This is a genomic window from Stenotrophomonas sp. YJH_SMC_29, from assembly GCF_059371235.1.
The window spans coordinates 134,808-160,321 of record NZ_JCAFUK010000011.1 but is presented as its reverse complement, the minus strand read 5'-3'; the positions used below and the strand labels follow the sequence as shown (position 1 = coordinate 160,321).

Sequence of the window (25,514 nt, the reverse complement as noted above, 5' to 3'; positions counted from 1 at the left end):
GCCCGAGCGACTCGGCCAGCTCCACGGCTTGGTGCTTGAACTCATCGGTGTAGCTACGACGGGTGATACGGGACATAAGGGACCTCCAAGTGCGATCAAAGTATCGCTTCTTGGCGTCCGCTGACGGGGGGCCAGATCAGTCCGCGGCATGGATGCCGCGGCCAAGCCCCCATGGACGGGTTTACGGCGTCCCCCACAACCTGGCCCACCCCGCCTACCCACAGGAAACCAGCTTTTGCCGTTGCTCTGGCTGTTGCTTCGGCCTCTGCGGGTGCCGGGCAAAGCCCGGCCGAACTACAATCCCGCTCATGCTGAATTTCTCGAATACCTCCCGCCGGGGGCGCCGATGAGCGGCCGTGGGGGCAACGACGGCCAGGTCCGCATCATCGGCGGGCGCTGGCGCAACACCCGCCTACCGGTGCCGACCCTGCCAGGCCTTCGGCCCAGCAGCGACCGCGTGCGCGAGACCCTGTTCAACTGGTTGATGCCCAAGCTGGGTGGTGCGCGGGTGCTGGACCTGTTCGCCGGCAGCGGTGCGCTCGGCCTGGAGGCGGTCTCGCGTGGCGCCGCCCACGCCACCCTGGTCGAGCGCGATGCGCAGCTGGGACGCAACCTGGCTGCCGCCGTGGCCAAGCTGCAGGCCGCGGACCAGATCACCGTCGTGCAGGCCGACGCCCTGCGCTGGCTGCAGGGCGCGCCGGCGCAGCAGGCCGACCTGGTGTTCATCGATCCGCCGTTTGCCGATGGCCTGTGGCAGGACGTACTGGCCCAGCTGCCGCGGCACCTGGCCGCCGATGCCTGGCTGTACCTGGAATCGCCGGCCGGCCACGTGCCGGTGCTGCCGCCGGACTGGCTGTTGCACCGGGAGGGCGGCACCCGCGAGGTGCGCTTTGCCCTGTACCGCCGCGCCACTGCTACACTTTGACCTCATCTGAACATCTGCTACCGCCCATGACCGTGGCCAACCGCCGCATCGCCGTCTACCCCGGCACGTTCGACCCGATCACCAACGGCCATATCGACCTGGTGAGCCGGGCTGCGCCGCTGTTTGAAAAGGTCGTGGTCGGCGTGGCGCAAAGCCCGTCGAAGGGCCCGGCGCTGCCGCTGGAACAGCGCGTGCAGCTGGCACGTGGCGCCCTGGCCCATCACGGCAATGTCGAGGTCATCGGCTTCGACACGCTGCTGGCCCATTTCGTACGTTCGGTCCAGGGCGGGGTGCTGCTGCGCGGCCTGCGCGCGGTGTCCGACTTCGAGTACGAGTTCCAGATGGCCAGCATGAACCGCCACCTGATCCCCGAGGTCGAGACCCTGTTCCTGACCCCGGCCGAGCAGCACAGCTTCATTTCGTCCTCGCTGGTCCGCGAGATCGCGCGCCTGGGCGGCGACGTGTCCGGTTTCGTGCCGGCCGCGGTGCTCGAAGCCCTGCGCAAGGTCCGCGAAGCGAAGGCGGCACAGTCGTAAGCCCCGCTGTATCCGCACCCCATTACGTACACCACCACGCACCACTCCGGGAGGAAACCCATGAACACCACCATGCGCGCGATGCTGATCGCTTCGTTGGCCCTGGCCTTCACCGCCTGCAAGAAGGAAGAGGCCGCTCCGGTCGACGAAGCCAAGCAGGCCCTGGTCGCTCCGGCCAAGGATGACGATGCAGGCTGGAAGAAGTACCTGCAGGAAGTGGCGATCCAGAACATGGGCAACATCACCAACAGCCCGTTCCTGTACTACCTGTCGCCGGAATCGGACCCGGACTTCCAGGCAAAGTACGAGCGCCAGACCGAGAGCGCGACCCAGGCCGTGGCCCGTGGCGTGCAGCCGGGCAACATGCTGGCCTTCGGTTCGTCGGCCTCGGGCAAGATGGCTGACATGATCCAGGCCGTGTTCAAGGACGTGTCGCCGGATTCGATGAAGGGCGTGCGCGTCGTCTTCATCGGCCAGTCGGCCGACAACGCCCGCGTGCAGGCGGCGATCCAGCCGACCGGCGCCGAGTACATTTTCGTCGAAGCCAAGTAATACCGAGCCATGGCGGCCATGCCCCGGCATGGCCCGGGCGGCGCCCCGCAAGGGCGCCGCTGATGACCTGACCGGCCCGCGCGCCCGCGCTGGCCGGTCCTTTGTCCCAAGGCGCGGGCGAGGAGTATCGCCATGTCGCTGAAAATCAACGAGCTCTGCGTCAACTGCGACGTCTGCGAGCCGGCCTGCCCGAACCAGGCCATTTCGATGGGTGAAACCATCTACGTGATCGACCCTGCCCGCTGCACCGAGTGCGTGGGCCATTTCGACGAACCACAGTGCGTGGTCGTCTGCCCGGTCGAGTGCATCGACCCGGATCCGGAGATCGTGGAAACGGAAGACCAGCTGCTGGCCAAGCTGCGCCAACTGCAGCACGATCACCCCGAACTCTACGCGGAGCCCCCATCCGAATGAAGACGCTGATCGTCCGCCGCTTGTTGCTGCTCGCCCTGCTGCTGAGCCCGGTTGCCTGGGCCGACGGCCCGGCCCGTGCCGAACGCCCCGATGGCGCGGCCATTGCCAGCGGCCACGCGCTGGCCACCCAGGCCGGCATCGACATCCTGGCGCAGGGCGGCAACGCCTTCGACGCGGCGGTGGCGGTATCGTCCACGCTGGCGGTGGTCGAGCCGATCAGCTCCGGGCTGGGCGGTGGCGGCTTCTTCCTGCTGCACGACGCGGCCACCGGCAAGGACGTGATGCTGGATGCGCGCGAGACGGCCCCGGCCGCCGCGACCCCGCAGGCCTTCCTCGACAAGCAGGGCAACCTGGACCGGGATCGTTCGGTCAACGGCGCCTGGTCGGCCGGCATCCCGGGCCTGCCCGCAGCGCTGGTCGAGCTGTCGGCCAAGCACGGCAAGCTGCCGCTGTCGGCCTCGTTGCAACCGGCCATCCGCATCGCGCGCGAAGGCTTCCCGGTGTACGAGCGCATGGCCAAGGGCTACGCGTCGCGGCGTGAAGTGATGGAGCGCTATCCCGGCACGCGGGAGGTCTACCTGCGCAACGGCAAGCCGATCGCCACCGGTGACCTGTTCAAGCAGCCGGAGCTGGCGCAGACGCTGGAGCGCCTGGCTACTGGCGGATTCGACGGCTTCTACAAGGGCCAGACCGGAAAGCTGCTGCTGGCCGGCGTGAAGCAGGCCGGCGGCAAGTGGACCGCTGAAGAGCTGGCCGGGTACCGGGTCAAGCAGCGCGAGCCGATCGTGTTCAACTACAACGGCTGGAAGATCACCACCGCGCCGCCGCCGTCGTCCGGTGGCATCGCGCTGGCCAGCATGCTGCAGATCCTGGAAGGCTGGGACATCAGGAAGATGGACCCGGCGCACCGCACCCACCTGGTGGTGGAATCGATGCGCCGCGCCTACCGTGACCGCACGTTCTTCCTCGGCGATCCGGACTTCGTGCAGATCCCGCAGAAGGTGCTGACCAGCAAGGACTACGCGCAGGGCCTGCGTGCCACCATCCACCCGGAGAAGGCCACGCCCAGCGACCTGCTGTCCGGCAACCCCACGCCGCTGGAAGATGACGAGACCACGCACTTCTCGATCATCGACCGCGATGGCAACCGCGTCGGCGCCACCCAGACCGTCAACCTGCTGTACGGCTCGGGCCTGATTCCCAAGGGCACCGGCGTGCTGCTGAACAACGAGATGGACGACTTCGCGCTGAAGCCGGGCACGCCCAATGCGTTCGGCGTGATGGGTTACGAGGCCAACGCACCGAAGGCGGGCAAGCGCATGCTCAGCTCGATGACCCCGACCTTCATGGAGAACGCCGACAAGGTGGTGGTGCTGGGCACGCCGGGCGGCAGCCGCATCATCACCATGGTGCTGCTGGGCATCCTGGGCTACGACGACGGCCTGGACGCGCAGCAGGTTGCCGCGCTGCCGCGCTACCACCACCAGTGGCTGCCGGACCTGATCGAAGCCGAGGACGATGCGTTCGACGCGGCGACGGTGAAGCAGCTGCAGGCCATGGGTCACAAGATCGACCTGCCCGGCGACGTTGCCGCAGGCGGTCGCGGTTCCAGCCACGTGTGGGGCAACCTGCAGACCGTGGAATGGGACCGCAAGGCGAACAAGCTGTTCGGCGGCAGCGACCCCCGCAACCCGGTGGGCAGCGCCCAGGTTGTGCCGGCGCGCTGATCCGGCCGTGCCGGCCACTGGCCGGCAATCCGGTTGATACCGAAACCCCGCCTTTGCCGGCGGGGTTTTCTGTTGCCGTCTAGCGATTATTTAACGAGCCGGCGCCGATAATCGACGCATGAAACTCTGGTCTATTCGTGGAAACTCGCAGCGCCTCGACGGCGGCGCGATGTTCGGCAACGCGCCGCGCGCGTTGTGGGAAAAATGGGCGGCACCGGACGAGCTCAATCGTATCGAGCTGGCCTGCCGTGCACTGCTTGCCAGCCCGCTGGAAGGCAAGACGGTGCTGTTTGAAACCGGTATCGGCGCGTTCTTCGACCCGCGCATGCGTGAGCGCTACGGGGTGCAGGAAAGCCAGCACGTACTGATCGATTCCCTGCGCGAAGCCGGTTTCGAGCATGAGGATATCGACGTGGTGGTGCTCAGCCACCTCCACTTCGACCATGCCGGCGGCCTGCTGGCGGCGTGGAGCGAAGGCCGTGATCCCGAGCTGCTGTTTCCGAACGCGACCTATGTGGTCGGCGCGCAGCACTGGCAGCGCGCCGTGCAGCCACACCCGCGCGATCGCGCAAGCTTCATTCCGGAACTGCCGGGCCTGCTGCAGGCCAGTGGCCGCCTGGAAGTGGTCGACGGCGAATACTCGAAGGCGCTCGGCCGCAGCGTACGCTTCAGTTATAGCGACGGGCATACGCCGGGTCTGATGCTGGCCGAGATCGTCGGGCACGCGCATGCTGGCGAAAGCGCGCATGGTGGCGTGGTGTTCTGTGCCGACCTGATCCCGGGGCGCTCATGGGTACACGTGCCGATCACCATGGGCTACGACCGCAACGCCGAGTTGCTGATCGACGAGAAGCGGCAGTTCCTTGAAGACAAGCTGGCGCGCAACGTGCGGTTGTTCTTCACCCACGACCCGCAGGTGGCGCTGGCGCAGCTGGGCCGGGATGACAAGGGACGTTTCGTGACCCTGCACGAGCAGGGCGAGCTGAAGGCGCGCGCCCTGGGGTAATGGAATGGCCGGGCAGTGCCCGGCCATCCATGGGTGTGTCGATCCACGCCTTGCGGCGTTCCGATCGGACGCGATCGCTACGACGACTTCAGGCAGCTGCTCATGAAGGTCTTGCGCGCATCACCGGCCAGCTTCTTCGCACCCGCGTCGGCATTGCACTTGCGCATGCGTTCCTGCTGCGGATTGACCGCCTTGGTTTCGGCGGCGTGGCCGCTGAGGCAGGAACTCTGCGCGGTCTTGTAGGCATCACCCTTCAGCCCCTTGTTCTTGGCCGAACATTCGGCCATGCGCTGCTGCTGCGGGGTGGTGGCATTGGCAGCCAGGGGCAGGCCAACCAGCAGGACGGCGGCCAGCAGGAAAGAGGCTTTCATCGGAATGCTCCAAGCGGTGGCGGGTGCGCGGAGCATTCGCTTCCGACCGGTAAGGCCACGTGAAGAATCACGCGTCGGCCACGCCCGCATCCACGGGCGTTCACGTGCCGCGGCGAAGCGCGCCCGCGAACGGTTAGCGGGTCAGACCTCTTTCCTGCGGAGAGGGATCCGACCCGTTCACCAGGATTATCCGACGCGGGTTCCGAAGATGCGGTCGCCGGCGTCGCCCAGACCCGGCAGGATGTAGCCCTTGTCGTTGAGCTGGGCATCGATGGCCGCGGTGTAGATCTCCACGTCCGGGTGCACGGCCTTGACCGCCTCGATGCCTTCCGGCGCGGCCACCAGGAAGATGCCCTTGATGCGGCGGGCGCCGGCGCGCTTGAGCATGTCGATGGTAGCGATCAGGGTACCGCCGGTGGCCAGCATCGGATCCAGGATGAGCGCGTCGCGCTCTTCCAGGCGCCCGGTCAGGCGCTCGAAGTAGGGCACCGGCTGCAGGGTTTCCTCATCGCGCTGCAGGCCCACCACGCTGACACGGGCAGCCGGGATCAGCGACAGCACGCCACTGAGCATGCCCAGGCCGGCGCGCAGGATCGGCACCACGGTGATCTTGGCGCCGGCAATGCGCTGCACCGTGACGGGCCCGGCCCAGCCGGGCAGGGTGTGCGGCTCGGTGTCCAGGTCGGCGGTGGCCTCGTAGGCCAGCAGCGTACCCAGCTCGTTGGCCAGTTCGCGGAAATCCTTGGTGCTGAGCGCGGCATTGCGCATCAGGCCGATCTTGTGCTGCACCAGCGGGTGGCGCACTTCGACGATCTTCATGGTCGGGGAAGGGGGAAATGAGAGAGAGGACGCCATTTTGCCGGATCGGCGTGTCGAATCCCAAACCGGCCCCGCAGCGGCATGACCCGAAATGTGCAGGCGCATGTCATGGCCATGCAACCTTGCGGACATACCGTGCAGACCCATTCTTAACAGGAATGGGGATTCCCAGTGCATATCAAGACTCCGTTGGCCGTTGCCATCACCCTGACCCTGGCGATGGGGGCCGCGGCACCGCTGCAGGCGGCCGGGCAGCAGGCGGTAGCCGCTACCGGCGCCGTGGCCGCCGACGCGGTCGACCTGGACCGCATCGAAGTACGCGCCCAGCTCGAGTCGCAGATCCGCGCGGTCGACCTCAAGCGCAGCAGCGATGCCATCGAGGATGCCGTTTCCTCGGACGCCCTGGGCCAGTACCCGGACAAGAACGTGGCCGAATCACTGCAGCGTCTGCCGGGTGTCAGCGTGACCCGCGACCAGGGCGAGGGCCGCTTCGTGGTCATCCGCGGCCTGGACGCCAATCTCAACAGCGTCAGCGTGGATGGCATTGCCGTCGGCACCCCGGAAGATTCCAGTCGCGCCGCACCTCTGGACGTGATCCCGTCCGACTCCACCGAGCGCCTGCGCGTGGTCAAATCGCCCACCCCGGACATGCCCGGCGATGCCATCGGTGGCGCCGTGCTGGTGGAATCGGCGTCGGCCTTCGACCGCGATGGTCGCAGCCTGCGTGGCAAGATCGAGGGCAGCCACCAGCCGTTGTCCGGCGAGACCAGCCCCAAGGCGGCGCTCAACTACAGCGAAGTGTTCAACGATACCCTCGGCGTGGCGCTGGGCGTGAACTACCAGAAGCGGAAGTTCGAGTCGGACAACACCGAAGTGGAATATGACGGCGAGGACGATGCCGCCCCCGGTGACGTGACCGCGATCAACCTGCAGCACCGCAAGTATGAGATCGAACGCAAGCGCATCGGCGCCAACCTCAATCTCGACTGGCGCCCGAACGAAGACAGCAAGTACTACCTGCGCACGCTGTACAGCCAGTTCGATGATGCGGAGACCCGCCAGCGCGTGATCTTCAACTTCGACGACGCGAAGATGGTCAAGACCGGCACCGACCAGTACCGCCTGGACGGCATGCCGAAGGATTCGATCGACAAGCGCATGCGCTACCGCACCAAGAAGGAAAACACGTTCGCGGCCAGCCTCGGTGGCGAGAACCGGCTGACCCACGCCGTGGTCGATTACCGGATCGGCTATACCCGTACAGAAGAACGCGTGAACGACGAGATGGAGGCGCGCTTCAAGCTCAACGGCAAGGTCTTCAACGGCACCCTGGACCAGCGCAGCCGCCTGCCCAGCTACAGCTTCGACAACCCGCAGTGGCTGGACAACAGCAACTACGCGTTCGACCGCTTCGTGCTCTCGCCCAAGCAGGTGAACGACAAGGAGCACAGCGCACAGGTCAACGTGCGCTTCGATGGCGACAGCAGCAGCATCAAGTTCGGTCTGCTGGGCCGCTGGCGCGACCGCGACGTCAATGTGGATGAGCGCGAACTGCGTGTCGGCCCGAAGGTGGCGCTGTCGAGCTGGACCACCTCCTCGCCGGAGCACCGCCACGGCAACATGGGGGACGGCATGGACTCGGCCGCGATGCGCGCGTTCTGGGCGGCCAGCGGCAGTCAGTACAGCGCCCGTCCGCAGGATGTCGGCGGCAATGCGATGACGTCGCTGGAAGAGGATTACGTGGCCAGCGAAGACATCTTCGCCAGTTATGCCATGGGTACCTGGGACGTGGGCGCGCTGCGCATCATCGGCGGCGTGCGCGTGGAGAACACCCGCTTCAAGGCGATCGGCAACCAGGTGGACGTGGCCGCCAACGGCCGCAGCTTCACCGTCACCCCGCGCGTGGCCAACAGCAGCTACACCAACGTGCTGCCGGGCCTGCACCTGCGCTATGACGCGGCCGATGACTGGGTGCTGCGCGCCTCGGCCAACAAGACCGTATCCCGCCCGTCCTTCGGCGACGTTTCTCCGCGCGTGGGCTACAGCCGCGGTGACGAGGAAGTGCGCCTGGGCAATCCGGAACTGGACCCGTACGAGTCGAAGAACATCGACCTGTCGGTGGAGAAGTACATCGGCAGCAGCGGCATCGTGTCGCTCGGCCTGTTCCACAAGTCGATCGATGGCTACATCGTGGAAACCGTGCGGACCAATGATCCGGCCTACGGCGGATTCGACGTGACCCAGCCGATCAATGGTCGCAACGCCACCGTGCGCGGTGCTGAATTCAACTGGCAGCAGCAGCTGGCCTTCCTGCCGGACGGCCTGGATGGCCTGCTGGTGGGTGCCAGTGGCACCTGGCTGGACACCACGTTCGATGCCGGTATCAAGGACCGTGCGGGCGAGGACTTCACCCTGCCGCGCGCCTCCAAGCATGTCTACAGCGCACACATCGGCTATGAGAAGTACGGCGTGAGCACGCGCCTGGCGGCGGTATACCGCAGCGAGTACCTGGACAGCATCGGCAAGGGCCGTGCGTTCGACATCTACGTGGCACCCAACACCCAGCTCGATTTCTCGCTGGATTACAAGTTCACCCCGCGGGTGAGCATGTACTTCGAGGCGCAGAACCTGCTGGACAAGCCGCTGGAGCTGTACCAGGGCACGCGGTCGCGCACCCTGCAGATGGAAGAGTATGGCCGCACCTACGCGCTGGGCCTGAAGGTGGCGCTGTGATGGGGCGCAGCCGTGCCGTCCTGGCCGCGGCGCTGGCCGCCACGCTGATCGCCGGCTGCACGCCGGCCAGCGGCAACGATCCGGTTTCGGGAGCGGCCGCGCCGGCCGCCAGTGGCGCGCGCGGGGTGACCACCCTCGCCGAAGCCTTCCTCACGCCGATGACCCCGGCCGACAACATCGACTCGCCGGCGGCCTGGCGCGCCCCGGACGGCACGCTGTGGCTGATCGCCACCGCCAAGGCCACCGACAAGCTGGTGGTCTACGACGGCAGCACCGGCCGGCACCTGCGTGACGTCGGTAGCAGCGGCACCGGACCGGGACAGTTCGACCGCCCAAACGGCATTGCGGTGACCGACGACCTGCTGTGGATCGTGGAGCGCGACAACCACCGCGTGCAGGTGCTGAGCCTGCCGGACTTCGCGCCGCTGGCGACGTTCGCTGCCGGCGATCTGCGCAAGCCGTACGGGCTGTGGGTCGACCGCCGTGCCGATGGCTACAGCGTCTACGTCACCGACTCCTGGGACAACGGCGAGGATGCGCAGGGGCGTGACATCCTGCCGCCGCTGGCCGAGCTGGACAAGCGCGTGCGCCAGTACCACGTGACCCGCAACGGCGCGAAGGTCGAAGCGAAGCTTGTCGCCAGCATCGGTGACACCACCGAGGCCGGTGCGCTGCGCGTGGTCGAGTCGATCTGGGGCGACCCCGAGAACGATCGCCTGCTGATTGCCGAGGAGGACGAGCGCTACGCCAGCGAGTTCAAGGTCTACACCCTGGCGGGCCGCTTCACCGGCACCACCTTCGGCCGCGACGTGTTCAAGGCACAGGCCGAAGGCGTGACCCTGCGCACCTGTGGCAAGGACGGCTGGTGGATCACCACCGAACAGGGCAAGCAGCGCAGCGTGTTCCACCTGTTCGACCGGCACACGCTGAAACCGGTCGGCGCGTTCCAGGGCAATACCGTGGCCAACACCGATGGCATCTGGATGATGCAGCAGCCCAGCGCGCGCTTCCCGCATGGTGCGCTGTACGCCGTGCACGACGACCAGGGCGTGGTGGCCTTCGACTGGGAGAGCATCGCCAAGCAGTTGGCATTGCCGCTGGAGTGTGGCGCATGAGCGGGCAGTGCGTGATGCGCAGGCTGGCGTTGGGGCTGCTGCTGGCGTTGCCGTCGCTGTCGTGGGCTGCGGCCGAACCGAACACCCAGGTGCCGACCGGCAGCCACCACTACGCAGCGACGCCGGTGCCGGACCGCATCGTCGCCTCGCCGGCGGCCGATCCCAGCCACGGGTTCGCCGTGGCCTGGCGTACCGATGGCAGCGTGCAGGCGCCCCTGCTGGAGATCGCCCTGGCCGGTGATTCGCCCGCCATCGATGGCATCCGACAGGTACGCGCGACGACCCGCGCGCTGCAGACCGAGAACGGTCTGTCGCATCATCACCGCGTCGACGTCAGCGGCCTGCAGCCGGACACCCTGTATGTCTACCGCGTGCAGGGGCATGGCAGCTGGAGTGCCTGGAACCAGCTGCGCACGCTGGCCGCGGCCGACCAGCCGCTGACCCTGCTGTACTTCGGTGATACCCAGAACAAGAACGTCAGCCATGTCAGCCGGGTGGTGCGTGCCGCGCAGAAGGCTGCACCGCAGGCGCGCATGAGCCTGTTCGCCGGTGATCTGGTCAGCGGCGGCGACAACATGGACGACAGCGAATGGGGAGAGTGGTTTGCCGCCGCCGGCTGGCTGGCGCAGGAAACGCTGGTAGCCCCGGCGATCGGCAACCATGAGTACTTCGAGGAATTCGAGGACACCCCGCAGGAGCGCCGCGTGCTGGGCCGGCACTGGCCGGTCACGTTCGCGCTGCCGGGCAATGGCGCCCCCGCCGCGCAGCAGACCAGCTACTGGTTCGATGCGCAGTGCGTGCGTGTGGCCGTGGTCGATGGCACCTCGGCACTCGATCTGGGCACCGCCAGGGCACAGGCACAGTGGCTGGACAAGGTGCTGACCGGCAATCCGCAGCCATGGACCATCGTGTTGCTGCACCAGCCGTTCTACTCGCCGCGCGAAGGACGCGAGAACGCCGCGCTGCGTGACGTGCTGCTGCCGGTGGTACGCCGCCACAACGTCGATCTGGTGCTGCAGGGCCACGATCACACCTATGGCCGCCGTGGCGAAGGTCAGGCCGCGACGCCACAGTACGTGGTGACCGTGGCCGGGCCGAAGCAGTACCGCCTTTCCGACGAGGCACGGAAGACGATGGATCCGGTAGCCGAGGACACCCAGCTGTTCCAGGTGCTGACTATCGATCCGCAGCACCTGCGCTACGAGGCGCGCACCGTGACCGGGCGTCTCTACGATGCCTTCGAACTGCGCCGCGACGCCAAGGGCGGCAAGCAGCGCACGGAGCTGATCGAAGGCCGTATCGCACCGCGCGACTGTCCGCGCGCGCAGACTGCCAAGGGTCGAGCCGACCGCTGCTGGGAATGAGGACACACTGATGACCACACCCCGTCGCATCATTCCATTGGCTGCCATCGGCGCGTCCCTGCTGTTGCTGGCCAGTGCGGTAGCCGCCGCCGATACCGTGCTGCATCCCTTCCTGGTCGCCCAGCCGAAGCAGGCCCCGCAGGAAGTGAATCTGGCGGTGGAGATTCCGGCCGGCAGCTTCACCAAGTACGAGATCAAGGACGATGGCCTGGTGCATGTGGATCGCTTCCAGTCCATGCCGGTCGCCTATCCGGCCAACTACGGCTCGATGCCGCGTACCCTGGCCGGTGACAACGATCCGCTGGACGCGCTGGTGCTGACCCGCGAACCGCTGCATCCGGGCGTAATCGTGCGCTTCCGGCCGATCGGTTACCTGAAGATGATCGACGGCGGCGAGCATGATGAGAAGATCATCGGCGTGCCGACCGACAAGGTCGACCCGAGCTACGCCGGCATCCGCGACCTGGCGGATCTGCCGGAGGTCGAACGGCAGCGCATCGAGGCCTTCTTCCGCGTCTACAAGGACCTGCCGGCCGGGCGCAACCCGGTGCAGCTCAATGGCTGGGGCAATGCTGCTGAAGCGCGTGCGCTGATCAGCGAGGCGATGCAGCGCTTCGGCAAGTAGATCCATGCCATGCGTGGATGGCCTGGCGCGCGCATCTCCTTCACTGCCCCTGGCTATCATGTCCGCCTTCAACAACGGGGGCGGTGTCTGTGTCGGTAGCGTTGGTATGGTTCCGCCGTGATCTGCGGCTGCAGGACAATCCGGCCCTGCAGGCCGCATTGGAGGCGGGGCACGATGTGGTGCCGGTCTACATCCATGCGCCCCACGAAGAAGGTGAATGGGCGCCGGGTGCGGCCTCCGATGCGTGGCGGCACCGTTCCCTGGCTGCATTGGATACCGACCTGCACGCCCGCGGTTCCGCGCTGGTGCTGCGCAGCGGTGACAGCCTGCCGACCCTGCAGGCCCTGATCGAGCAGGCTGGCGCCGAAGCCGTGTACTGGAACCGCAAGTACGAGCCGGCCACGCAGCCACGCGACGCCACCATCAAGCGCACGCTGCGCGAGCAGGGCATCGACGCGCAGAGCTGCAACGGCAGCCTGCTGTTCGAACCCTGGGACATTGCCACCCAGCAGGGCCAGCCCTACAAGGTATTTACGCCGTATTGGCGCAACGTGCTCAGTCACTGGCGCCTGCCGGCGCTGCAGGCCGCACCGAAGGCAATGGCGGCGCACACGGTGGACAGCCTCGCGCTGGAGGATCTCCAGCTGGCACCGACACTGGACTGGGATGCTGGCTTCTGGGAGCACTGGCAGCCGGGCGAGGCCGGTGCGCTGGACGCGCTGTCGGTGTTCGAGGACGGCGCGTTGCGTGGCTATCGCGAGCAGCGCGATCTGCCCGATCGCGTGGGCACCTCGCGGCTGTCGCCCCACCTGCACTTTGGCGAGATCGCGCCGTGGCGCATCGCCCATGCGCTGGAGGGGCTGCGCACCGCAGGCACCGATGCCGACATCGATGGTTACCTGCGGCAACTGGGCTGGCGCGACTTCGCCTATCACCTGCTGCATCACTTCCCGAAGACACCCACCGACAACCTCAACCCACGGTTTGACCGTTTCCCCTGGGCCACGCCCACTGCAGCGCAGCTGCACCACTGGCAGCGCGGCAACACCGGCGTGCCGATCGTCGACGCCGGCCTGCGCGAGCTGTGGCACACCGGCTACATGCATAACCGGGTGCGGATGATCGTGGCCAGTTACCTGTGCAAGCACCTGCGCGCCCACTGGCTGCATGGTGCGCACTGGTTCTGGGACACCCTGGTCGATGCTGACCTGGCCAACAACACGATGGGCTGGCAGTGGGTGGCAGGTACCGGCGCCGACGCGGCCCCGTACTTCCGGGTGTTCAACCCGGTCACCCAGGCCGAGAAGTTCGATCCGCAGGCCCGCTACATCAGCCGCTGGGTGCCCGAACTGGCGGCGTTGCCGGTGAAGGCGCGCTTCGCGCCATGGCAGCACCCGCAGCTGCTGGCCACGCACGCGCCGGGCTATCCGCGCACCCCGCTGGTGGATCTGGCTGCTGGCCGCGATGCCGCCCTGGCCGCCTACCGCCAGTCGGGAGCAGGGTAAAGGGCCGCGTGGGTGATCCAGTCAGTTAGCTGAACGCGGCCCTGTCGCCGTGACCGATCATCATCCCGACATCGCACCGGGCTGTTTATTCTCTCTGCGCCCGCAAGCCGCCGGCCCGACCGGAAAACAAGGAGAACTCCATGATCCGCAACACCACCCGCAACGTCGCACTGGCCCTGATGAGTGCGGCCGTCCTGTCGGCCTGCGCCACCGGCGGCTCCTACGTGCAGAGTGACCAGTACGGCAACCCGACCGAGCAGCAGAACCGGACCGGCCGCAACGCGCTGATCGGTACCGCCATCGGCGTGGCTGCCGGCCTGCTGACCGGCGACAGTGCGACCGAACGTCGTCAGCACGCGCTGATCGGCGCCGGTATCGGCGCGCTCAGCGGCGCCGCCGTTGGCCAGTACCAGGATCGCCAGGAACGCGCCCTGCGCGAGCGCACCGCCAATACCGGCATCGATGTCCAGCGCCAGGGCGACAACATCATGCTGAACCTGCCGGACGGCATCACCTTCGACTTCGGCAAGGCCACCCTGAAGCCGCAGTTCTACGGCTCGCTCAACGGTGTGGCCGGTACGCTGCGCGAGTACAACCAGACCATGATCGAAGTAGTGGGCCACACCGACAGCATCGGCAGCGACGCGGTCAACAACCGCCTGTCGAAGGAACGCGCCGACTCGGTGGCGCAATACCTGATCGGCCAGGGCGTGCAGAGCGTGCGTATCGAAACGCTGGGCGCCGGCAAGGCGTACCCGATCGCCGACAACAGCACCGATGCTGGCCGTGCCAAGAACCGCCGCGTCGAGATCCGCGTGATTCCGCTCAAGCAGTAACGCGCAGCGTTACAGTCCCGGCGCAGCCGGAACGAAAATGCCGCCCTTGCAGGCGGCATTTTCTGTAGGTGCCGAGCGTTGCTCGGCACACACTGGAACACTCGGCCGCAGCATCGCGTGCTCTGGCGCCTGCAGAGTCGAACCATGCTCGACACCATGCGAGCAGTCGACCACGGCTCGACTCTGCAAGGGCCACTCGGCCAGACCTTCGTTACACCGTCGCCGTCGGCCGCACCACGATCTCATTCACATCCACATCGTCCGGCTGCTCGATCGCAAACCTCACCGCGCGCCCGATCGCGTCGGGCTGCAACGCAATGGCGCGGTAGCCGACCATCATCTCGGCGGCAGCCGGATCAGTGATGCTGTCGGCCAGTTCGCTTTCCACCACGCCAGGATGGATGCAGGTCACCCGCAGTTCGCGGTGCTCCTGGCGCAGGCCGTCGGAAATCGCGCGCACCGCATACTTGGTCGCGCAGTAGACCGCTGCGGTCGGCACCACCGACAGTGCGCCGACCGAGGCGATGTTGATGATCTGGCCGCTGCGCTGGGCGATCATGCCGGGCAGCACGGCAGCGATGCCGTACAGCACGCCACGGATGTTCACGTCGATCATCCGGTCCCATTCCTCCACCTTCAGCGAGCCCATCAGGGACAGTGGCATCACGCCGGCGTTGTTGACGATCACGTCGATCGAGCCGAAATGCCGCAACGCGGCTTCGACGAAGGCATCGACCTGCGCGCGCTGGGTCACGTCGAGCGCGTGGACCCGCACTTCGGCGCCCTGTTGGCGCAGTTCGTCGGCAAGCGCCTGCAGGCGATCCACGCGGCGGGCACCGAGGACCAGGCGCGCGCCCGGCTGTGCGAGGGCGCGGGCGATGCCGGCACCGATGCCGCTGGAGGCGCCGGTGATCAGGATGGTTCGGGAAAGGCTCATGGCGGTGTCTCTGAAGGGGGTAGGGAGTGCCCGGGCGTGCCCGGTGCAGCCACGGTAGATGGCACGCCTTGCCGCGATAAGATGGCGATTCCTGATTACCTTGTTCAGAATTGCTAACCAATGTCCGTCGATCTCAACGCTTTGGCCGTGTTCCAGCGGGTGGCCGACTGTCGCAGCTTCACCGCCGCGGCCCAGCAACTCGGCGTGACTCGATCTGCGGTCAGCCAGACCCTCACCAAGCTGGAGCAGTCGCTGGGCGTTGCCCTGCTGCTGCGCACGACGCGCAGCGTCAGCCTCACCGATGCCGGGCAGGCGCTGTTGGTCTCGGTCAGCCCTGCGCTGGCGGAACTGGGCAATGCGCTGGAGGCCAGCGTGCGCCGCCAGGCCGCCGTGTCCGGGCAGCTGCGGCTTGCCGTGTCCTCCATCGCCGAAGCGTTCCTGGCGGGCCCGCTGTTGGCCACGTTCGCAGCACGCTACCCGGCGCTGCAGCTGGACATCACCGTGACCGACGAGGCGTTCGACATCGTCGGCGCGGGCTTCGACGCCGGCGTGCGTCTAGGGGAGGTCATTGCGCAGGACATGGTCGCGGTCCCGGTGTCGGCGCGGCAGCGCCAGCTGGTGGTGTGCTCGCCGGACTATCGCGATGCGCACGTGCTGCCGACCCACCCGCGTGAACTGGGCGCGCATCGCTGCATCGGCTGGCGCAGCGCGCCCGGCAGAGCGCCCTATCGCTGGGAATTCGAGGAGCGCGGCCGGGAATTCAGTGTTGATGTGCAGCCTGAAATCACCAGCAACGACATGGGCGTGATGCTCAGGCTGGCGCTGGCCGGCGCGGGCCTGGCCATCGGCATGGAAGAGACCTGGCGGCCTTGGCTGCAGCGCGGTGAACTGGTGCCGGTGCTGGAAGCATACTGTCCGCGGTTTGCGGGCTTTTTCCTGTATTACCCCAGCCGCCGGCAGGCCGAGCCGAAGCTGCGCGCGCTGGTGGAGCACGTGCTGTCCGAACGGTAGAGTCGAGTCCTGCTCGACTCTACAAGATCCGGTTACGCCGCCGAAGCGGCCACCTTTTCCAGGATCCGCTTGCCGCTGCTTTCCAGCGCGGCGTCTTCCTGCGCCTTCTGCTGCTGCGCCAGCTTCGCACCCGGGCACTGCGCCAGCATGTAGTTGGCGTCGAAGTTGAGCTTTTCCACCAGGAAATCGACGAACGCACGCACCTTCGGCGAGACCAGGCGGCCGCCGGCGAACACCGCGTTGAAGTCCACTTCCGGACCGGTCCAGCCGGCCAGTACACGACGCACCATGCCCGATTCAACGAACGGCTTGGCCATCACGTCGCCGGTCAGCAGCAGGCCCTCGCCGCAGACCAATGCGCCGTTCAGTGCGGACATGTCGTTGGCGGTCATCAGCGGGGTGACCGGGAAGTCGCGCAGCTCGCCGCCGTTCTCGCCCAGCTGCCAGGTAAAGCGCGGCGAGTTGCCGGTGTGGTACGGCTTGCGCATTGCCAGGATGCGATGGAACTGCAGTTCTTCCGGATGCAGCGGCTCGCCATAGCGTTCGATGTAGGCCGGGCTGGCGAACACCTGCGTGCGCAGGCTGCCAAGCTTGCGCGCGACCAGGTTGGAATCGGGCAGGGCACCCACGCGCAACGCGAGATCTGCTTCGCCGGCAATCAGGTCCAGCTTCTCGTTGCCCATGTGCATGTCCAGGCGGATCTCCGGATACTGCGCGTGGAACTGGCCCAGCAGCGGCGCGATCCAGGTGATGCCGATCGAATAGGGCACGGTGAAGCGCAGCCAGCCGCGTGGGCCGGACTGCAGCTGGCTTACCGCGCTCTCGGCTTCTTCAAGCTCGCGCGCGATGCGCTGGCAATGCTCGTGGTAGATCGAGCCGGCTTCGGTCAGGCCGAGGCGCCGGGTCGTCCGGTGCAGCAGGCGCGCGCCCAGGCGCGTTTCCAGTTCCTGCACTTTGCGGCTGACCGTCGTCTTGGGCAGGCCGAGCGATTTGGCAGCGGCAATGAAGCTGCCTTGCTCGACCACCTTGACGAAGATCAGTGTCTCGTTGAGATCGTGGGACATGGTCGGGGATCCTGGACGTCGGGAATGGGGCAATCGTGACAGAACGATTGGACCGGGTGCGGGATGATTATTCCCCTTAATCAGGACTAATCAAGTAAAGGTTTGAGGTCTATCGTGGCGCCATTCGTGAAATGGAGCCCCCTCGCCATGAGCCTGCGCAACATTCTTGCCCGCTTCCGGCACGTCGGCCAGAACGCCCTGGACCTGGCGATGACCGTCGAAGCACGTCCCAGTTCCTTGGTGCACAAGGACTTCCGTGAGTTTACCGCGCCCATGCGTCAGCAGCGTGGCGGTGCCCTCCGCCTGGTCCCGCACAAGGGCGACCGGCTGCGCCGGATTGGGACTATCCCGGATTTGGGAGGAAATGTCCCGTGAATGGGATACTGACGCCCGAAGTCCTGGTCCTCGGCGGCACCGGTGCCGTCGGCCAGGGCGTGGTCGGCGCATTGCTGGAAGCCGGCAGCCCGGTGCTGGTCGTCGGTCGCGATCCGGGCCGGCTGGCCGCACTGCATGAGCAGTTCGCCGATGAGCCGGGCCTGGAGACGATGCTGGGCTCGCTCAGCGACGACGGCTCGGCCCGCGCGCTGGCCGGGCGCATCGTGCAGCGCCCGCGCCCCCTGGCTGCCGTGATCGCGGCAATGGGCGGGCCCTACCGCCGCGGCCGGGTGATCGACCGCAACGGTGATGAACTGCTGGGCGCGATGCAGGCCGATCTGATGCCGCACGTGCACGCCGTACGCCACCTGCTGCCGCTGTTGCAGGACAACGTGCATGCGCGGCGCTACGTGATGATCGGCAGCCCGGCCAGCGCCAAGCCGTGGGCCGGCTACGGCGAGACCTCGATCACCACTGCGGCGCTGCGCATGTACGCGCAGGTGGTCCACCAGGAAGCACAGGCACTGGGCGTGCGTGCGCAGATGCTGGAAGTCTGCAGCCCGGTGTGTACCCCGGCCAATGCCGCCAACGCCTGCATCGAGTGGCCGAGCTCGCTGCTGGTTGGCCGTCGCGTGGTTTCGCTGCTCGACGGTTGCCGCGACAACCGCGCCATCGTCCGCTGTGACAGCAGCGATGCCGAACTGCCACGCGGGCTGCTGCACCTGGACGTTCCCCCTTCGTGGCGCGATACCGCAGGTGTTGCTTGACCTCGACCATGGTTGAGGTCGCAGGATGCGCCGCTGATTTTTGCAACACGTTCTCATATTGCTGTACCACCCCTCCGTACGGATGCATGCCATGACTTCCCCCAATACCACCCCACATCGTTTCGGCCATCGCATCGCGATGGTCGGCGTGTCGATCCTCGCCGCGGCCGTGCTTGCGGCCTGCAGCGGCGGCCATGCCGAAGAAGCCGGTGCGCCGCCGCCGCCGCAGGTCAGCGCGGCGCCGGTGCTGGTCAAGCAGGTCAGCCAATGGGACGAGTTCAGCGGTCGCGTCGAAGCGGTGCAGAGCGTTGAACTGCGCCCGCGCGTGTCCGGTTACATCGACAAGGTCAACTATGTCGAAGGCCAGGAAGTGAAGAAGGGCGAAGTGCTCTTCACCATCGACGCGCGCAGCTACCAGGCCGAATACGATCGCGCCGCCGCCGAGCTGGCCCGCGCCCGCACCCAGGCCACGCTGGCGCGCAGCGAGTCCGAGCGCGCCAAGCGGTTGTCCGAGCAGCAGGCGATCTCCACCGAGACCGCCGAACAGCGTCGCGCCGCGGCCGACCAGTCCGGGGCCGCCGTGCAGGCCGCGCAGGCGGCGCTGGATGCCGCCCGCCTCAACCTGGAGTTCACCAAGGTGCGTGCACCGATCGACGGCCGCGCCGGCCGCGCGATGGTCACCGCCGGCAACCTGGTCACTGCCGGCGACAGCGCCAGCGTGCTGACCACGCTGGTCTCGCTGGATACCGTGTTCGTCTACTTCGATGCCGACGAAAGCACCTTCCTGCGCTATGCACAGATGGCACGCAAGGGCGAGCGCCCGAGCGAGCGTGACAGCGCGCTGCCGGTGAAGGTGGGCCTGTCCGGGGAAGAGGGCTACCCGCATGCGGGCAAGGTCGACTTCCTCGACAACCAGGTGGCCCGCAGCACCGGCACCATCCGCGTCCGTGCGCTGCTGGACAACGCCGACCGCCAGTTCACGCCGGGCCTGTTCGCCCGCGTGCAGCTGCTCGGCAGCGGCCAGTTCCAGGCCATGCTGATCGATGACAAGGCCGTGCTGACCGACCAGGACCGCAAGTACGTCTACGTGGTCGACAAGGAGGGCAAGGCCCAGCGCCGCGACATCCAGCTCGGCCGCACCGCCGATGGCCTGCGTATCGTCGAGCACGGCCTGGCCGCCGGTGACAAGGTGATCATCGACGGCGTGCAGAAGGTCTTCATGCCGGGCATGCCGGTGCAGGCCAAGACCGTGGCGATGCAGCCACAGTCGGCGCCGGCACCGGGCCGCGATGCAACCGCTGCGCTGAACCACTGATCCGCCGGCTCCTGATCCGCGTCCCCGCTTAGCTGCCGGCGCCAGCGGCAGCCTTTCCTGCCTTCGTCATCCCGGCGAGGGGCAGGGTGGCTGTTGCCCGCCGGACGCCTTTCCCAGGAATTCCTCCATGGACTTTTCCCGTTTCTTCATCGACAGGCCGATCTTCGCGGCGGTGCTGTCGATCGTGATCTTCGCCGCAGGCCTGATCACGATTCCGATCCTGCCGATCAGCGAGTACCCCGAAGTGGTGCCGCCGTCGGTGGTCGTGCGCACGGTCTATCCGGGCGCCAATCCCAAGGTCATTGCCGAGACCGTCGCCACGCCGCTTGAAGAGGCGATCAACGGCGTCGAAGGCATGATGTACCTGAAGTCGGTTGCCGGCTCGGACGGCGTGCTGCAGATGACCGTCACCTTCCGCCCGGGCACCGACCCGGACGCGGCGGCGGTGAAGGTGCAGAACCGCGTGGCCCAGGCCCAGGCACGCCTGCCCGAGGACGTGCGCCGGCAGGGCGTGACCACGCAGAAGCAGTCGCCCACCTTCCTGATGGTGGTGCACCTGACCTCGCCGCAAGGCAAGTACGACACCCTGTACCTGCGCAACTACGCCCGCCTGCACGTCAAGGATGCGCTGGCGCGCATTCCGGGCGTGGGTGACGCGCAGATCTTCGGTGGCGGCGACTACGCCATGCGTGCCTGGCTGGACCCGGACAAGGTGGCCTCGCGCGGCCTGACCGCCAGCGACGTGGTGCGCGCCATGCGCGAGCAGAACGTGCAGGTCTCGGCCGGCCAGCTTGGCGCCGAACCGCTGCCGGACAGCAAGTTCCTGACCCTGATCAACGCCCAGGGCCGGCTGAAGACCGAAAAGGAATTCGGCGACATCGTGCTCAAGAGCGGCACCGACGGCGAGATCGTGCGCCTGGCCGACGTGGCCCGCCTTGAACTGGGTGCCGGTGACTACACCCTGCGCTCGCAGCTGGATGGCAAGAACGCGGTCGGTATCGGTATCTTCCAGTCGCCGGGCGCCAACGCGCTGGAAATCCGCGACAAGGTCATCTCGACGATGGACGAGATGCAGAAGACGATGCCGGCCGACGTGAAGTACGAAGCGGTGTATGACACCACCATCTTCGTGCGTGACTCGATCAAGGCCGTGGTCTCCACGCTGCTGGAAGCGATCGCGCTGGTGGTGCTGGTGGTGATCCTGTTCCTGCAGACCTGGCGCGCGTCGATCATCCCGTTGATCGCGGTGCCGGTGTCGGTGGTGGGTACCTTCGCCGCGCTGTACCTGCTGGGCTTCTCGATCAACACGCTGAGCCTGTTCGGCCTGGTGCTGGCGATCGGCATCGTGGTCGACGACGCGATCGTGGTGGTGGAGAACGTCGAGCGCAACATCGAAGAGGGCCTGTCGCCCACCGCTGCGGCCCACCAGGCCATGCGTGAAGTGTCCGGCCCGATCGTGGCGATCGCGCTGGTGCTGTGTGCCGTGTTCGTGCCAATGGCGTTCCTGTCCGGGGTCACCGGCCAGTTCTACAAGCAGTTCGCCGTCACCATCGCCATCTCCACGGTGATCTCGGCGATCAACTCGCTGACCCTGTCGCCGGCCCTGGCCGCACGCCTGCTGAAGGCCCACGGCGCACCGAAGGACGGCCCGAGCCGCCTGATCGACCGCCTGTTCGGCTGGGTGTTCCGTCCGTTCAACCGCTTCTTCAAGTCCAGCTCGGAGAAGTACGAGCGTGGCGTGGCCCGCATCCTCGGCCGCCGTGGCGCGGTGTTCGTGGTCTACGCGATCCTGCTGGTCGGTACGGGCGTGATCTTCAAGCTGGTGCCGCCGGGCTTCATCCCGACCCAGGACAAGCTGTACCTGATTGCGGGTGTGAAGCTGCCGGAAGGTTCGTCGATCGCACGCACCGATGAAATGCTGCGCAAGGTCGCCAAGATCGCCCAGGAAACCGATGGCGTCGCCCACACCATCTCGTTCCCCGGTCTGAACGCGCTGCAGTTCACCAACACGCCGAACACCGGTGTGGCGTTCATCCCGCTCAAGCCGTTCGCCGAGCGCCATGGCCGCACCGCCGCGCAGATCAACGCCGAGATCAACCAGAAGATCGCCGGCCTGCAGGAAGGCTTCGCGTTCGCGATGATGCCGCCGCCGATCCTCGGCCTGGGCAACGGCAACGGCTACCAGATGTTCATCGAGGACCGTGGCAACCTGGGTTACGGCGCGCTGCAGAACGCCGTGCAGGCGATGCAGGGCACCGTGGCGCAGACGCCGGGCATGGCCTTCCCGATTTCCAGCTACCAGGCCAACGTGCCGCAGCTGGATGCCGAGGTCGACCGCGTCAAGGCCAAGGCACAGGGCGTGCAGCTCACCGAGCTGTTCGACACCCTGCAGACCTACCTGGGTTCGGCGTACGTCAACGACTTCAACCAGTTCGGCCGTACCTGGCAGGTGATCGCCCAGGCTGACGGTCCGTTCCGCGAGACGGTCGAGGACATCGGCAAGCTGCGTACCCGCAACGACCGCGGCGAGATGGTGCCGATCGGTTCGATGGTCACCATCAAGCAGACCTTCGGCCCGGACCCGGTGCTGCGCTTCAATGGCTATCCGGCCGCTGACCTGGCCGGTGAAGCCGATCCGCGCCTGCTGTCGTCGGCCGAGGCGATGAACAAGCTGACCGAGATCGCCGGCAAGGTACTGCCGGTGGGCATGGCCACCGAATGGACCGACCTGAGCTACCAGCAGGCCACGCAGGGCAAGGCCGCGTTCATCGTGTTCCCGGTGGCGATCATGCTGGCCTTCCTGGTGCTGGCCGCGCTGTACGAAAGCTGGTCGCTGCCGCTGGCGGTGATCCTGATCGTGCCGATGACCCTGCTGTCCGCGCTGTTCGGCGTGTGGTTGACCGGCGGTGACAACAACGTGTTCGTGCAGGTCGGCCTGGTGGTGCTGATGGGCCTGGCGTGCAAGAACGCGATCCTGATCGTCGAATTCGCCAGAGAGCTGGAGATGGGCGGCAAGGGCATCGTTGAAGCCGCGCTGGAAGCCTGCCGCCTGCGCCTGCGCCCGATCGTGATGACCTCCATCGCGTTCATCGCCGGCACCGTACCGCTGGTGCTGTCGCACGGTGCAGGCGCCGAGGTGCGCTCGGTGACCGGCATTACCGTGTTCGCCGGCATGCTGGGCGTGACCCTGTTCGGCCTGTTCCTCACCCCGGTGTTCTACGTGGCGCTGCGCAAGCTGGTTACCCGCAATGGTGGCGGTCAGCTGGTGCAGCACGGCGAACCGACCATCCACCACTGATACGGAACTCCGCCGCCGGTCGTTGGCCGGCGGCCACTCTCCCCACAGACAAGGCATGCATCCATGAACACCCATCAGAACAAGATCGCGCTGGTGACCGGCGCCACCCGTGGCATCGGCCTGGAAACCGTGCGCCAGCTGGCAGAGGCCGGCGTGCACACGCTGCTGGCCGGTCGCAAGCGCGATACCGCGGTGGAGCTGGCCCTGAAGCTGCAGGCTGAAGGCCTGCCGGTCGAAGCCCTGCAGCTGGACGTGACCGACGCGGCCAGCATCGCCGAAGCGGTCGAGCAGGTGCGCCAGCGCCACGGTCGCCTCGACATCCTGGTCAACAATGCCGGCATCATGATCGAGAACCCGGCGCAGGCGCCGTCCGAGCAGTCGCTGGACACCTGGAAGCGCACCTTCGATACCAACGTCTATGCGCTGGTCGCGGTAACCCAGGCATTCCTGCCGCTGGTCAAGCAGTCCAAGTCCGGACGCATCGTCAATGTGTCCAGCATGCTCGGCTCGCAGACCCTGCACGCGGATCCCTCCTCGGGCATCTACGACTTCAAGATTCCGGCCTACAACGCGTCCAAGGCCGCAGTGAACAGCTGGACCCTGAGCCTGGCCTATGAGCTGCGCAACACGCCGATCAAGGTCAACACCGTGCATCCGGGTTACGTAAAGACCGACATGAACGGCGGCAACGGCGAGATCGAAATCAGCGAAGGCGCGCGTTCCAGCGTGGAAATGGCGCTGATCGGTGAATCCGGTGCCAGCGGCAGCTTCACCTACCTGGGCGAGGTGCTGCCATGGTGATCCGCACGTTGGCGATGGCCGTCTCCAGCCTGGTGCTGGCGGGCTGTGTCAGCGTCGGCCCGAACTACAAGGCCCCGGTGCAGGAACCGGTGGTCCTGCAGGGTGCACAGCAGCCGGTCTTCAGCACGGCCTCGCCGGTCGCCAGCTGGTGGGCGCAGTTCGATGATCCGGTGCTGGAGCAGCTGGTCCATGGTGCCCTGTCGGACAACCTGGACCTGCGCGTGGCCGTGGCCCGCGTCAGCCAGGCCCGCGCGGTGTTCGTCGAAAGCCGCCTTGACCAGGCCCCGCACATCACCGCAGGCGGCAGCTACGACCGCCGCAAGCAGCCCGATCCGCAGCTGGGTGGGCAGCGGGTGTTCAGTGAAAGCTACCAGCTCGGCTTCGATGCCGGCTGGGAGCTGGATCTGTTCGGCCGCAAGCGCCGTGCCGCCGAAGCCGCGCGTGCAGACCTCGGTGCCGAGCAGGCCAACCTGGCCGACGCGCAGGTACTGGTCGCCGCCGAAGTGGCACGCAACTACTTCGAGCTGCGTGGGACGCAGAAGCGCATCGCCGTGGCCCAGCACACGCTGGAGAACCTGCGCGATACGCAGAAGCTGACCGAGGCGCGCTGGGAACTGGGCGCCGGCAGCGAGCTGGACGTGCAGAGCAGCCGCGCGCGCCTGAAGGCGATCGAGGCCGACATCCCGCTGCTGGAAGTGGCCGAGACACAGTCGCGCAACCGGCTGGCCGTGCTGCTGGGACAGCGTCCGGAAGTACTGACCGACATGCTTGCGCCGCACGACGTGCCGGCCTTCGCCAAGGCATTGCCGCTGGGTGACACCCGCGAACTGCTGCGCCAGCGCGCCGACGTGCGCGTGGCCGAGCGGCGCCTGGCGGCCGCCACCGCGCGCGTGGGCGTGGCCACCGCCGATCTGTTCCCGCGGCTGTCGCTGTCCGGTTTCGTCGGCTTCCTGGGGGGCAATGCCAGCGGCCTGGTCAACGGCAACAACAAGGCCTGGTCGCTGACCCCGTCGCTGAGCTGGGCAGCGTTCGACTTCGGTACCGTGCGTGCGCGCCTGCGTGCCAGCAAGGCTGAAGCCGAAGGCGTGGCCGCGCAGTACGAACAGGCGGTACTGCTCGCCCTGGAGGACACCGAGAACGCGCTGACCCGCTATTCCAAGCAGCAGGCACGGTTGGCGATCGTGGTCGAGCAGGCGCAGGCGGCACGGCGTGCCGAATCGCTGGCACAGATCCGCTACCGCGAGGGCTCGGAGGACTTCCTGACCCTGCTCGACGCGCAGCGCACGCAGCTGGCTGCCGACGATGCCCTGGCGGCGGCCGAGGCCGAAGTCAACGTCAGCGTGGTGGGCGTCTACAAGGCACTGGGGGGCTGGGGGCAATCACCGCAGCCGCCCAGCGTGGCGCAACTGCAGTAGACC

General features: G+C 67.1%; 23 protein-coding genes. 19 read left to right on the top strand and 4 right to left on the bottom strand.

The window, feature by feature from the left end; genetic code table 11:
• The first annotated feature begins 346 nt into the window (after positions 1 to 346).
• The 6 genes from rsmD (at position 347) to AC5P9I_RS13625 (ending at position 5,160) form a co-directional block, all read left to right on the top strand.
• Complete coding sequence (gene rsmD, locus AC5P9I_RS13650) at positions 347 to 925, top strand: 16S rRNA (guanine(966)-N(2))-methyltransferase RsmD (protein WP_049470381.1); 579 nt, start codon at positions 347 to 349, stop codon at positions 923 to 925.
• Positions 926 to 951: 26 nt separating this feature from the next.
• Positions 952 to 1,461: a pantetheine-phosphate adenylyltransferase gene (gene coaD / locus AC5P9I_RS13645; protein ID WP_005416145.1), complete on the top strand. Its 510-nt coding sequence runs from the start codon at positions 952 to 954 to the stop codon at positions 1,459 to 1,461.
• A 60-nt stretch (positions 1,462 to 1,521) separates the two neighbouring features.
• Positions 1,522 to 2,013 (top strand): hypothetical protein, encoded by a 492-nt coding sequence (locus AC5P9I_RS13640; RefSeq protein ID WP_005409092.1) that lies wholly within the window; start codon positions 1,522 to 1,524, stop codon positions 2,011 to 2,013.
• A 132-nt stretch (positions 2,014 to 2,145) separates the two neighbouring features.
• Entirely contained in the window at positions 2,146 to 2,427 is a 282-nt protein-coding gene (locus tag AC5P9I_RS13635) for a YfhL family 4Fe-4S dicluster ferredoxin (protein ID WP_010484376.1), read from the top strand.
• Positions 2,424 to 4,154, top strand: a complete 1,731-nt coding sequence (ggt, locus tag AC5P9I_RS13630) for a gamma-glutamyltransferase (protein ID WP_049470376.1) — start codon at positions 2,424 to 2,426, stop codon at positions 4,152 to 4,154. The genes AC5P9I_RS13635 and ggt overlap by 4 nt, the downstream gene beginning before the upstream one ends.
• A 118-nt stretch (positions 4,155 to 4,272) precedes the next feature.
• On the top strand, positions 4,273 to 5,160 hold the full coding sequence (locus tag AC5P9I_RS13625; RefSeq protein ID WP_049470373.1) for an MBL fold metallo-hydrolase: 888 nt from the start codon (positions 4,273 to 4,275) through the stop codon (positions 5,158 to 5,160).
• Between the two features lie 77 nt (positions 5,161 to 5,237).
• Here the strand turns inward: AC5P9I_RS13625 and AC5P9I_RS13620 are convergent, their stop codons facing one another.
• Both AC5P9I_RS13620 and upp read right to left on the bottom strand, forming a co-directional pair.
• Complete coding sequence (locus AC5P9I_RS13620) at positions 5,238 to 5,531, bottom strand: PsiF family protein (protein WP_046430010.1); 294 nt, start codon at positions 5,529 to 5,531, stop codon at positions 5,238 to 5,240.
• A gap of 186 nt (positions 5,532 to 5,717) precedes the next feature.
• Positions 5,718 to 6,350, bottom strand: a complete 633-nt coding sequence (gene upp, locus AC5P9I_RS13615; RefSeq protein WP_005409099.1) for a uracil phosphoribosyltransferase — start codon at positions 6,348 to 6,350, stop codon at positions 5,718 to 5,720.
• A 219-nt stretch (positions 6,351 to 6,569) separates the two neighbouring features.
• Here upp and AC5P9I_RS13610 point away from each other — a divergent pair, with 219 nt between their 5' ends.
• From AC5P9I_RS13610 to AC5P9I_RS13585, 6 genes are all read left to right on the top strand, one after another.
• Entirely contained in the window at positions 6,570 to 9,083 is a 2,514-nt protein-coding gene (locus tag AC5P9I_RS13610; RefSeq protein WP_223017377.1) for a TonB-dependent receptor, read from the top strand.
• Positions 9,083 to 10,198, top strand: coding sequence for an NHL repeat-containing protein (locus tag AC5P9I_RS13605; RefSeq protein WP_049470367.1), 1,116 nt, complete (start codon positions 9,083 to 9,085; stop codon positions 10,196 to 10,198). The genes AC5P9I_RS13610 and AC5P9I_RS13605 overlap by 1 nt, the downstream gene beginning before the upstream one ends.
• Positions 10,199 to 10,212: 14 nt before the next feature.
• Entirely contained in the window at positions 10,213 to 11,562 is a 1,350-nt protein-coding gene (locus AC5P9I_RS13600) for a purple acid phosphatase family protein (RefSeq protein WP_231353170.1), read from the top strand.
• 10 nt (positions 11,563 to 11,572) lie between these two features.
• Complete coding sequence (locus AC5P9I_RS13595; RefSeq protein WP_049470361.1) at positions 11,573 to 12,187, top strand: inorganic diphosphatase; 615 nt, start codon at positions 11,573 to 11,575, stop codon at positions 12,185 to 12,187.
• Positions 12,188 to 12,276: 89 nt separating this feature from the next.
• Entirely contained in the window at positions 12,277 to 13,692 is a 1,416-nt protein-coding gene (locus tag AC5P9I_RS13590; RefSeq protein ID WP_049470359.1) for a cryptochrome/photolyase family protein, read from the top strand.
• Positions 13,693 to 13,832: 140 nt separating this feature from the next.
• The gene (locus tag AC5P9I_RS13585) at positions 13,833 to 14,528 is read left to right on the top strand and encodes a YiaD family glycine zipper/OmpA-like lipoprotein (RefSeq protein ID WP_005416156.1); all 696 of its coding nucleotides are present in this window, start codon (positions 13,833 to 13,835) and stop codon (positions 14,526 to 14,528) included.
• A 211-nt stretch (positions 14,529 to 14,739) separates the two neighbouring features.
• On the opposite strand, the gene AC5P9I_RS13580 is transcribed toward AC5P9I_RS13585, so the two are convergent.
• The gene (locus AC5P9I_RS13580) at positions 14,740 to 15,465 is read right to left on the bottom strand and encodes an SDR family oxidoreductase (protein ID WP_049470357.1); all 726 of its coding nucleotides are present in this window, start codon (positions 15,463 to 15,465) and stop codon (positions 14,740 to 14,742) included.
• Positions 15,466 to 15,585: 120 nt separating this feature from the next.
• Between AC5P9I_RS13580 and AC5P9I_RS13575 the strand changes: the two genes are divergently transcribed.
• Complete coding sequence (locus tag AC5P9I_RS13575; protein ID WP_049470353.1) at positions 15,586 to 16,476, top strand: LysR family transcriptional regulator; 891 nt, start codon at positions 15,586 to 15,588, stop codon at positions 16,474 to 16,476.
• A 32-nt stretch (positions 16,477 to 16,508) separates the two neighbouring features.
• Here the strand turns inward: AC5P9I_RS13575 and AC5P9I_RS13570 are convergent, their stop codons facing one another.
• Positions 16,509 to 17,540 carry a LysR family transcriptional regulator gene (locus AC5P9I_RS13570; RefSeq protein ID WP_005416157.1) on the bottom strand — a complete coding sequence of 344 codons (1,032 nt, stop codon included), beginning with the start codon at positions 17,538 to 17,540 and terminating at the stop codon, positions 16,509 to 16,511.
• Between the two features lie 147 nt (positions 17,541 to 17,687).
• Between AC5P9I_RS13570 and AC5P9I_RS13565 the strand changes: the two genes are divergently transcribed.
• The 6 genes from AC5P9I_RS13565 to AC5P9I_RS13540 all read left to right on the top strand — a co-directional run bounded on the left by AC5P9I_RS13565 (position 17,688) and on the right by AC5P9I_RS13540 (position 25,511).
• Positions 17,688 to 17,915, top strand: a complete 228-nt coding sequence (locus tag AC5P9I_RS13565) for a hypothetical protein (RefSeq protein WP_049470347.1) — start codon at positions 17,688 to 17,690, stop codon at positions 17,913 to 17,915.
• Positions 17,912 to 18,682: an SDR family NAD(P)-dependent oxidoreductase gene (locus AC5P9I_RS13560; protein WP_049470344.1), complete on the top strand. Its 771-nt coding sequence runs from the start codon at positions 17,912 to 17,914 to the stop codon at positions 18,680 to 18,682. Before AC5P9I_RS13565 ends, AC5P9I_RS13560 begins: the two co-directional genes overlap by 4 nt.
• A gap of 91 nt (positions 18,683 to 18,773) precedes the next feature.
• Positions 18,774 to 19,997, top strand: coding sequence for an efflux RND transporter periplasmic adaptor subunit (locus AC5P9I_RS13555; RefSeq protein WP_049470340.1), 1,224 nt, complete (start codon positions 18,774 to 18,776; stop codon positions 19,995 to 19,997).
• A 127-nt stretch (positions 19,998 to 20,124) separates the two neighbouring features.
• Positions 20,125 to 23,295 carry an efflux RND transporter permease subunit gene (locus tag AC5P9I_RS13550; protein WP_057493810.1) on the top strand — a complete coding sequence of 1,057 codons (3,171 nt, stop codon included), beginning with the start codon at positions 20,125 to 20,127 and terminating at the stop codon, positions 23,293 to 23,295.
• A gap of 63 nt (positions 23,296 to 23,358) precedes the next feature.
• Positions 23,359 to 24,096 (top strand): SDR family oxidoreductase, encoded by a 738-nt coding sequence (locus tag AC5P9I_RS13545; protein WP_049470334.1) that lies wholly within the window; start codon positions 23,359 to 23,361, stop codon positions 24,094 to 24,096.
• Positions 24,090 to 25,511, top strand: a complete 1,422-nt coding sequence (locus AC5P9I_RS13540; RefSeq protein WP_495217366.1) for an efflux transporter outer membrane subunit — start codon at positions 24,090 to 24,092, stop codon at positions 25,509 to 25,511. The genes AC5P9I_RS13545 and AC5P9I_RS13540 overlap by 7 nt, the downstream gene beginning before the upstream one ends.
• The last annotated feature ends 3 nt before the right edge of the window (positions 25,512 to 25,514 follow it).

What these genes read in the sequence shown, in the direction of transcription:
- rsmD (WP_049470381.1), top strand. Translation starts at nt 347, where the DNA reads ATGAGCGGCCGTGGGGGCAACGACGGCCAGGTCCGCATCATCGGCGGG.
- coaD (WP_005416145.1), top strand. Translation starts at nt 952, where the DNA reads ATGACCGTGGCCAACCGCCGCATCGCCGTCTACCCCGGCACGTTCGAC.
- AC5P9I_RS13640 (WP_005409092.1), top strand. Translation starts at nt 1,522, where the DNA reads ATGAACACCACCATGCGCGCGATGCTGATCGCTTCGTTGGCCCTGGCC.
- AC5P9I_RS13635 (WP_010484376.1), top strand. Translation starts at nt 2,146, where the DNA reads ATGTCGCTGAAAATCAACGAGCTCTGCGTCAACTGCGACGTCTGCGAG.
- ggt (WP_049470376.1), top strand. Translation starts at nt 2,424, where the DNA reads ATGAAGACGCTGATCGTCCGCCGCTTGTTGCTGCTCGCCCTGCTGCTG.
- AC5P9I_RS13625 (WP_049470373.1), top strand. Translation starts at nt 4,273, where the DNA reads ATGAAACTCTGGTCTATTCGTGGAAACTCGCAGCGCCTCGACGGCGGC.
- AC5P9I_RS13620 (WP_046430010.1), bottom strand. Translation starts at nt 5,531, where the DNA reads ATGAAAGCCTCTTTCCTGCTGGCCGCCGTCCTGCTGGTTGGCCTGCCC.
- upp (WP_005409099.1), bottom strand. Translation starts at nt 6,350, where the DNA reads ATGAAGATCGTCGAAGTGCGCCACCCGCTGGTGCAGCACAAGATCGGC.
- AC5P9I_RS13610 (WP_223017377.1), top strand. Translation starts at nt 6,570, where the DNA reads ATGGGGGCCGCGGCACCGCTGCAGGCGGCCGGGCAGCAGGCGGTAGCC.
- AC5P9I_RS13605 (WP_049470367.1), top strand. Translation starts at nt 9,083, where the DNA reads ATGGGGCGCAGCCGTGCCGTCCTGGCCGCGGCGCTGGCCGCCACGCTG.
- AC5P9I_RS13600 (WP_231353170.1), top strand. Translation starts at nt 10,213, where the DNA reads ATGCGCAGGCTGGCGTTGGGGCTGCTGCTGGCGTTGCCGTCGCTGTCG.
- AC5P9I_RS13595 (WP_049470361.1), top strand. Translation starts at nt 11,573, where the DNA reads ATGACCACACCCCGTCGCATCATTCCATTGGCTGCCATCGGCGCGTCC.
- AC5P9I_RS13585 (WP_005416156.1), top strand. Translation starts at nt 13,833, where the DNA reads ATGATCCGCAACACCACCCGCAACGTCGCACTGGCCCTGATGAGTGCG.
- AC5P9I_RS13580 (WP_049470357.1), bottom strand. Translation starts at nt 15,465, where the DNA reads ATGAGCCTTTCCCGAACCATCCTGATCACCGGCGCCTCCAGCGGCATC.
- AC5P9I_RS13575 (WP_049470353.1), top strand. Translation starts at nt 15,586, where the DNA reads ATGTCCGTCGATCTCAACGCTTTGGCCGTGTTCCAGCGGGTGGCCGAC.
- AC5P9I_RS13570 (WP_005416157.1), bottom strand. Translation starts at nt 17,540, where the DNA reads ATGTCCCACGATCTCAACGAGACACTGATCTTCGTCAAGGTGGTCGAG.
- AC5P9I_RS13565 (WP_049470347.1), top strand. Translation starts at nt 17,688, where the DNA reads ATGAGCCTGCGCAACATTCTTGCCCGCTTCCGGCACGTCGGCCAGAAC.
- AC5P9I_RS13555 (WP_049470340.1), top strand. Translation starts at nt 18,774, where the DNA reads ATGACTTCCCCCAATACCACCCCACATCGTTTCGGCCATCGCATCGCG.
- AC5P9I_RS13550 (WP_057493810.1), top strand. Translation starts at nt 20,125, where the DNA reads ATGGACTTTTCCCGTTTCTTCATCGACAGGCCGATCTTCGCGGCGGTG.
- AC5P9I_RS13545 (WP_049470334.1), top strand. Translation starts at nt 23,359, where the DNA reads ATGAACACCCATCAGAACAAGATCGCGCTGGTGACCGGCGCCACCCGT.
- AC5P9I_RS13540 (WP_495217366.1), top strand. Translation starts at nt 24,090, where the DNA reads ATGGTGATCCGCACGTTGGCGATGGCCGTCTCCAGCCTGGTGCTGGCG.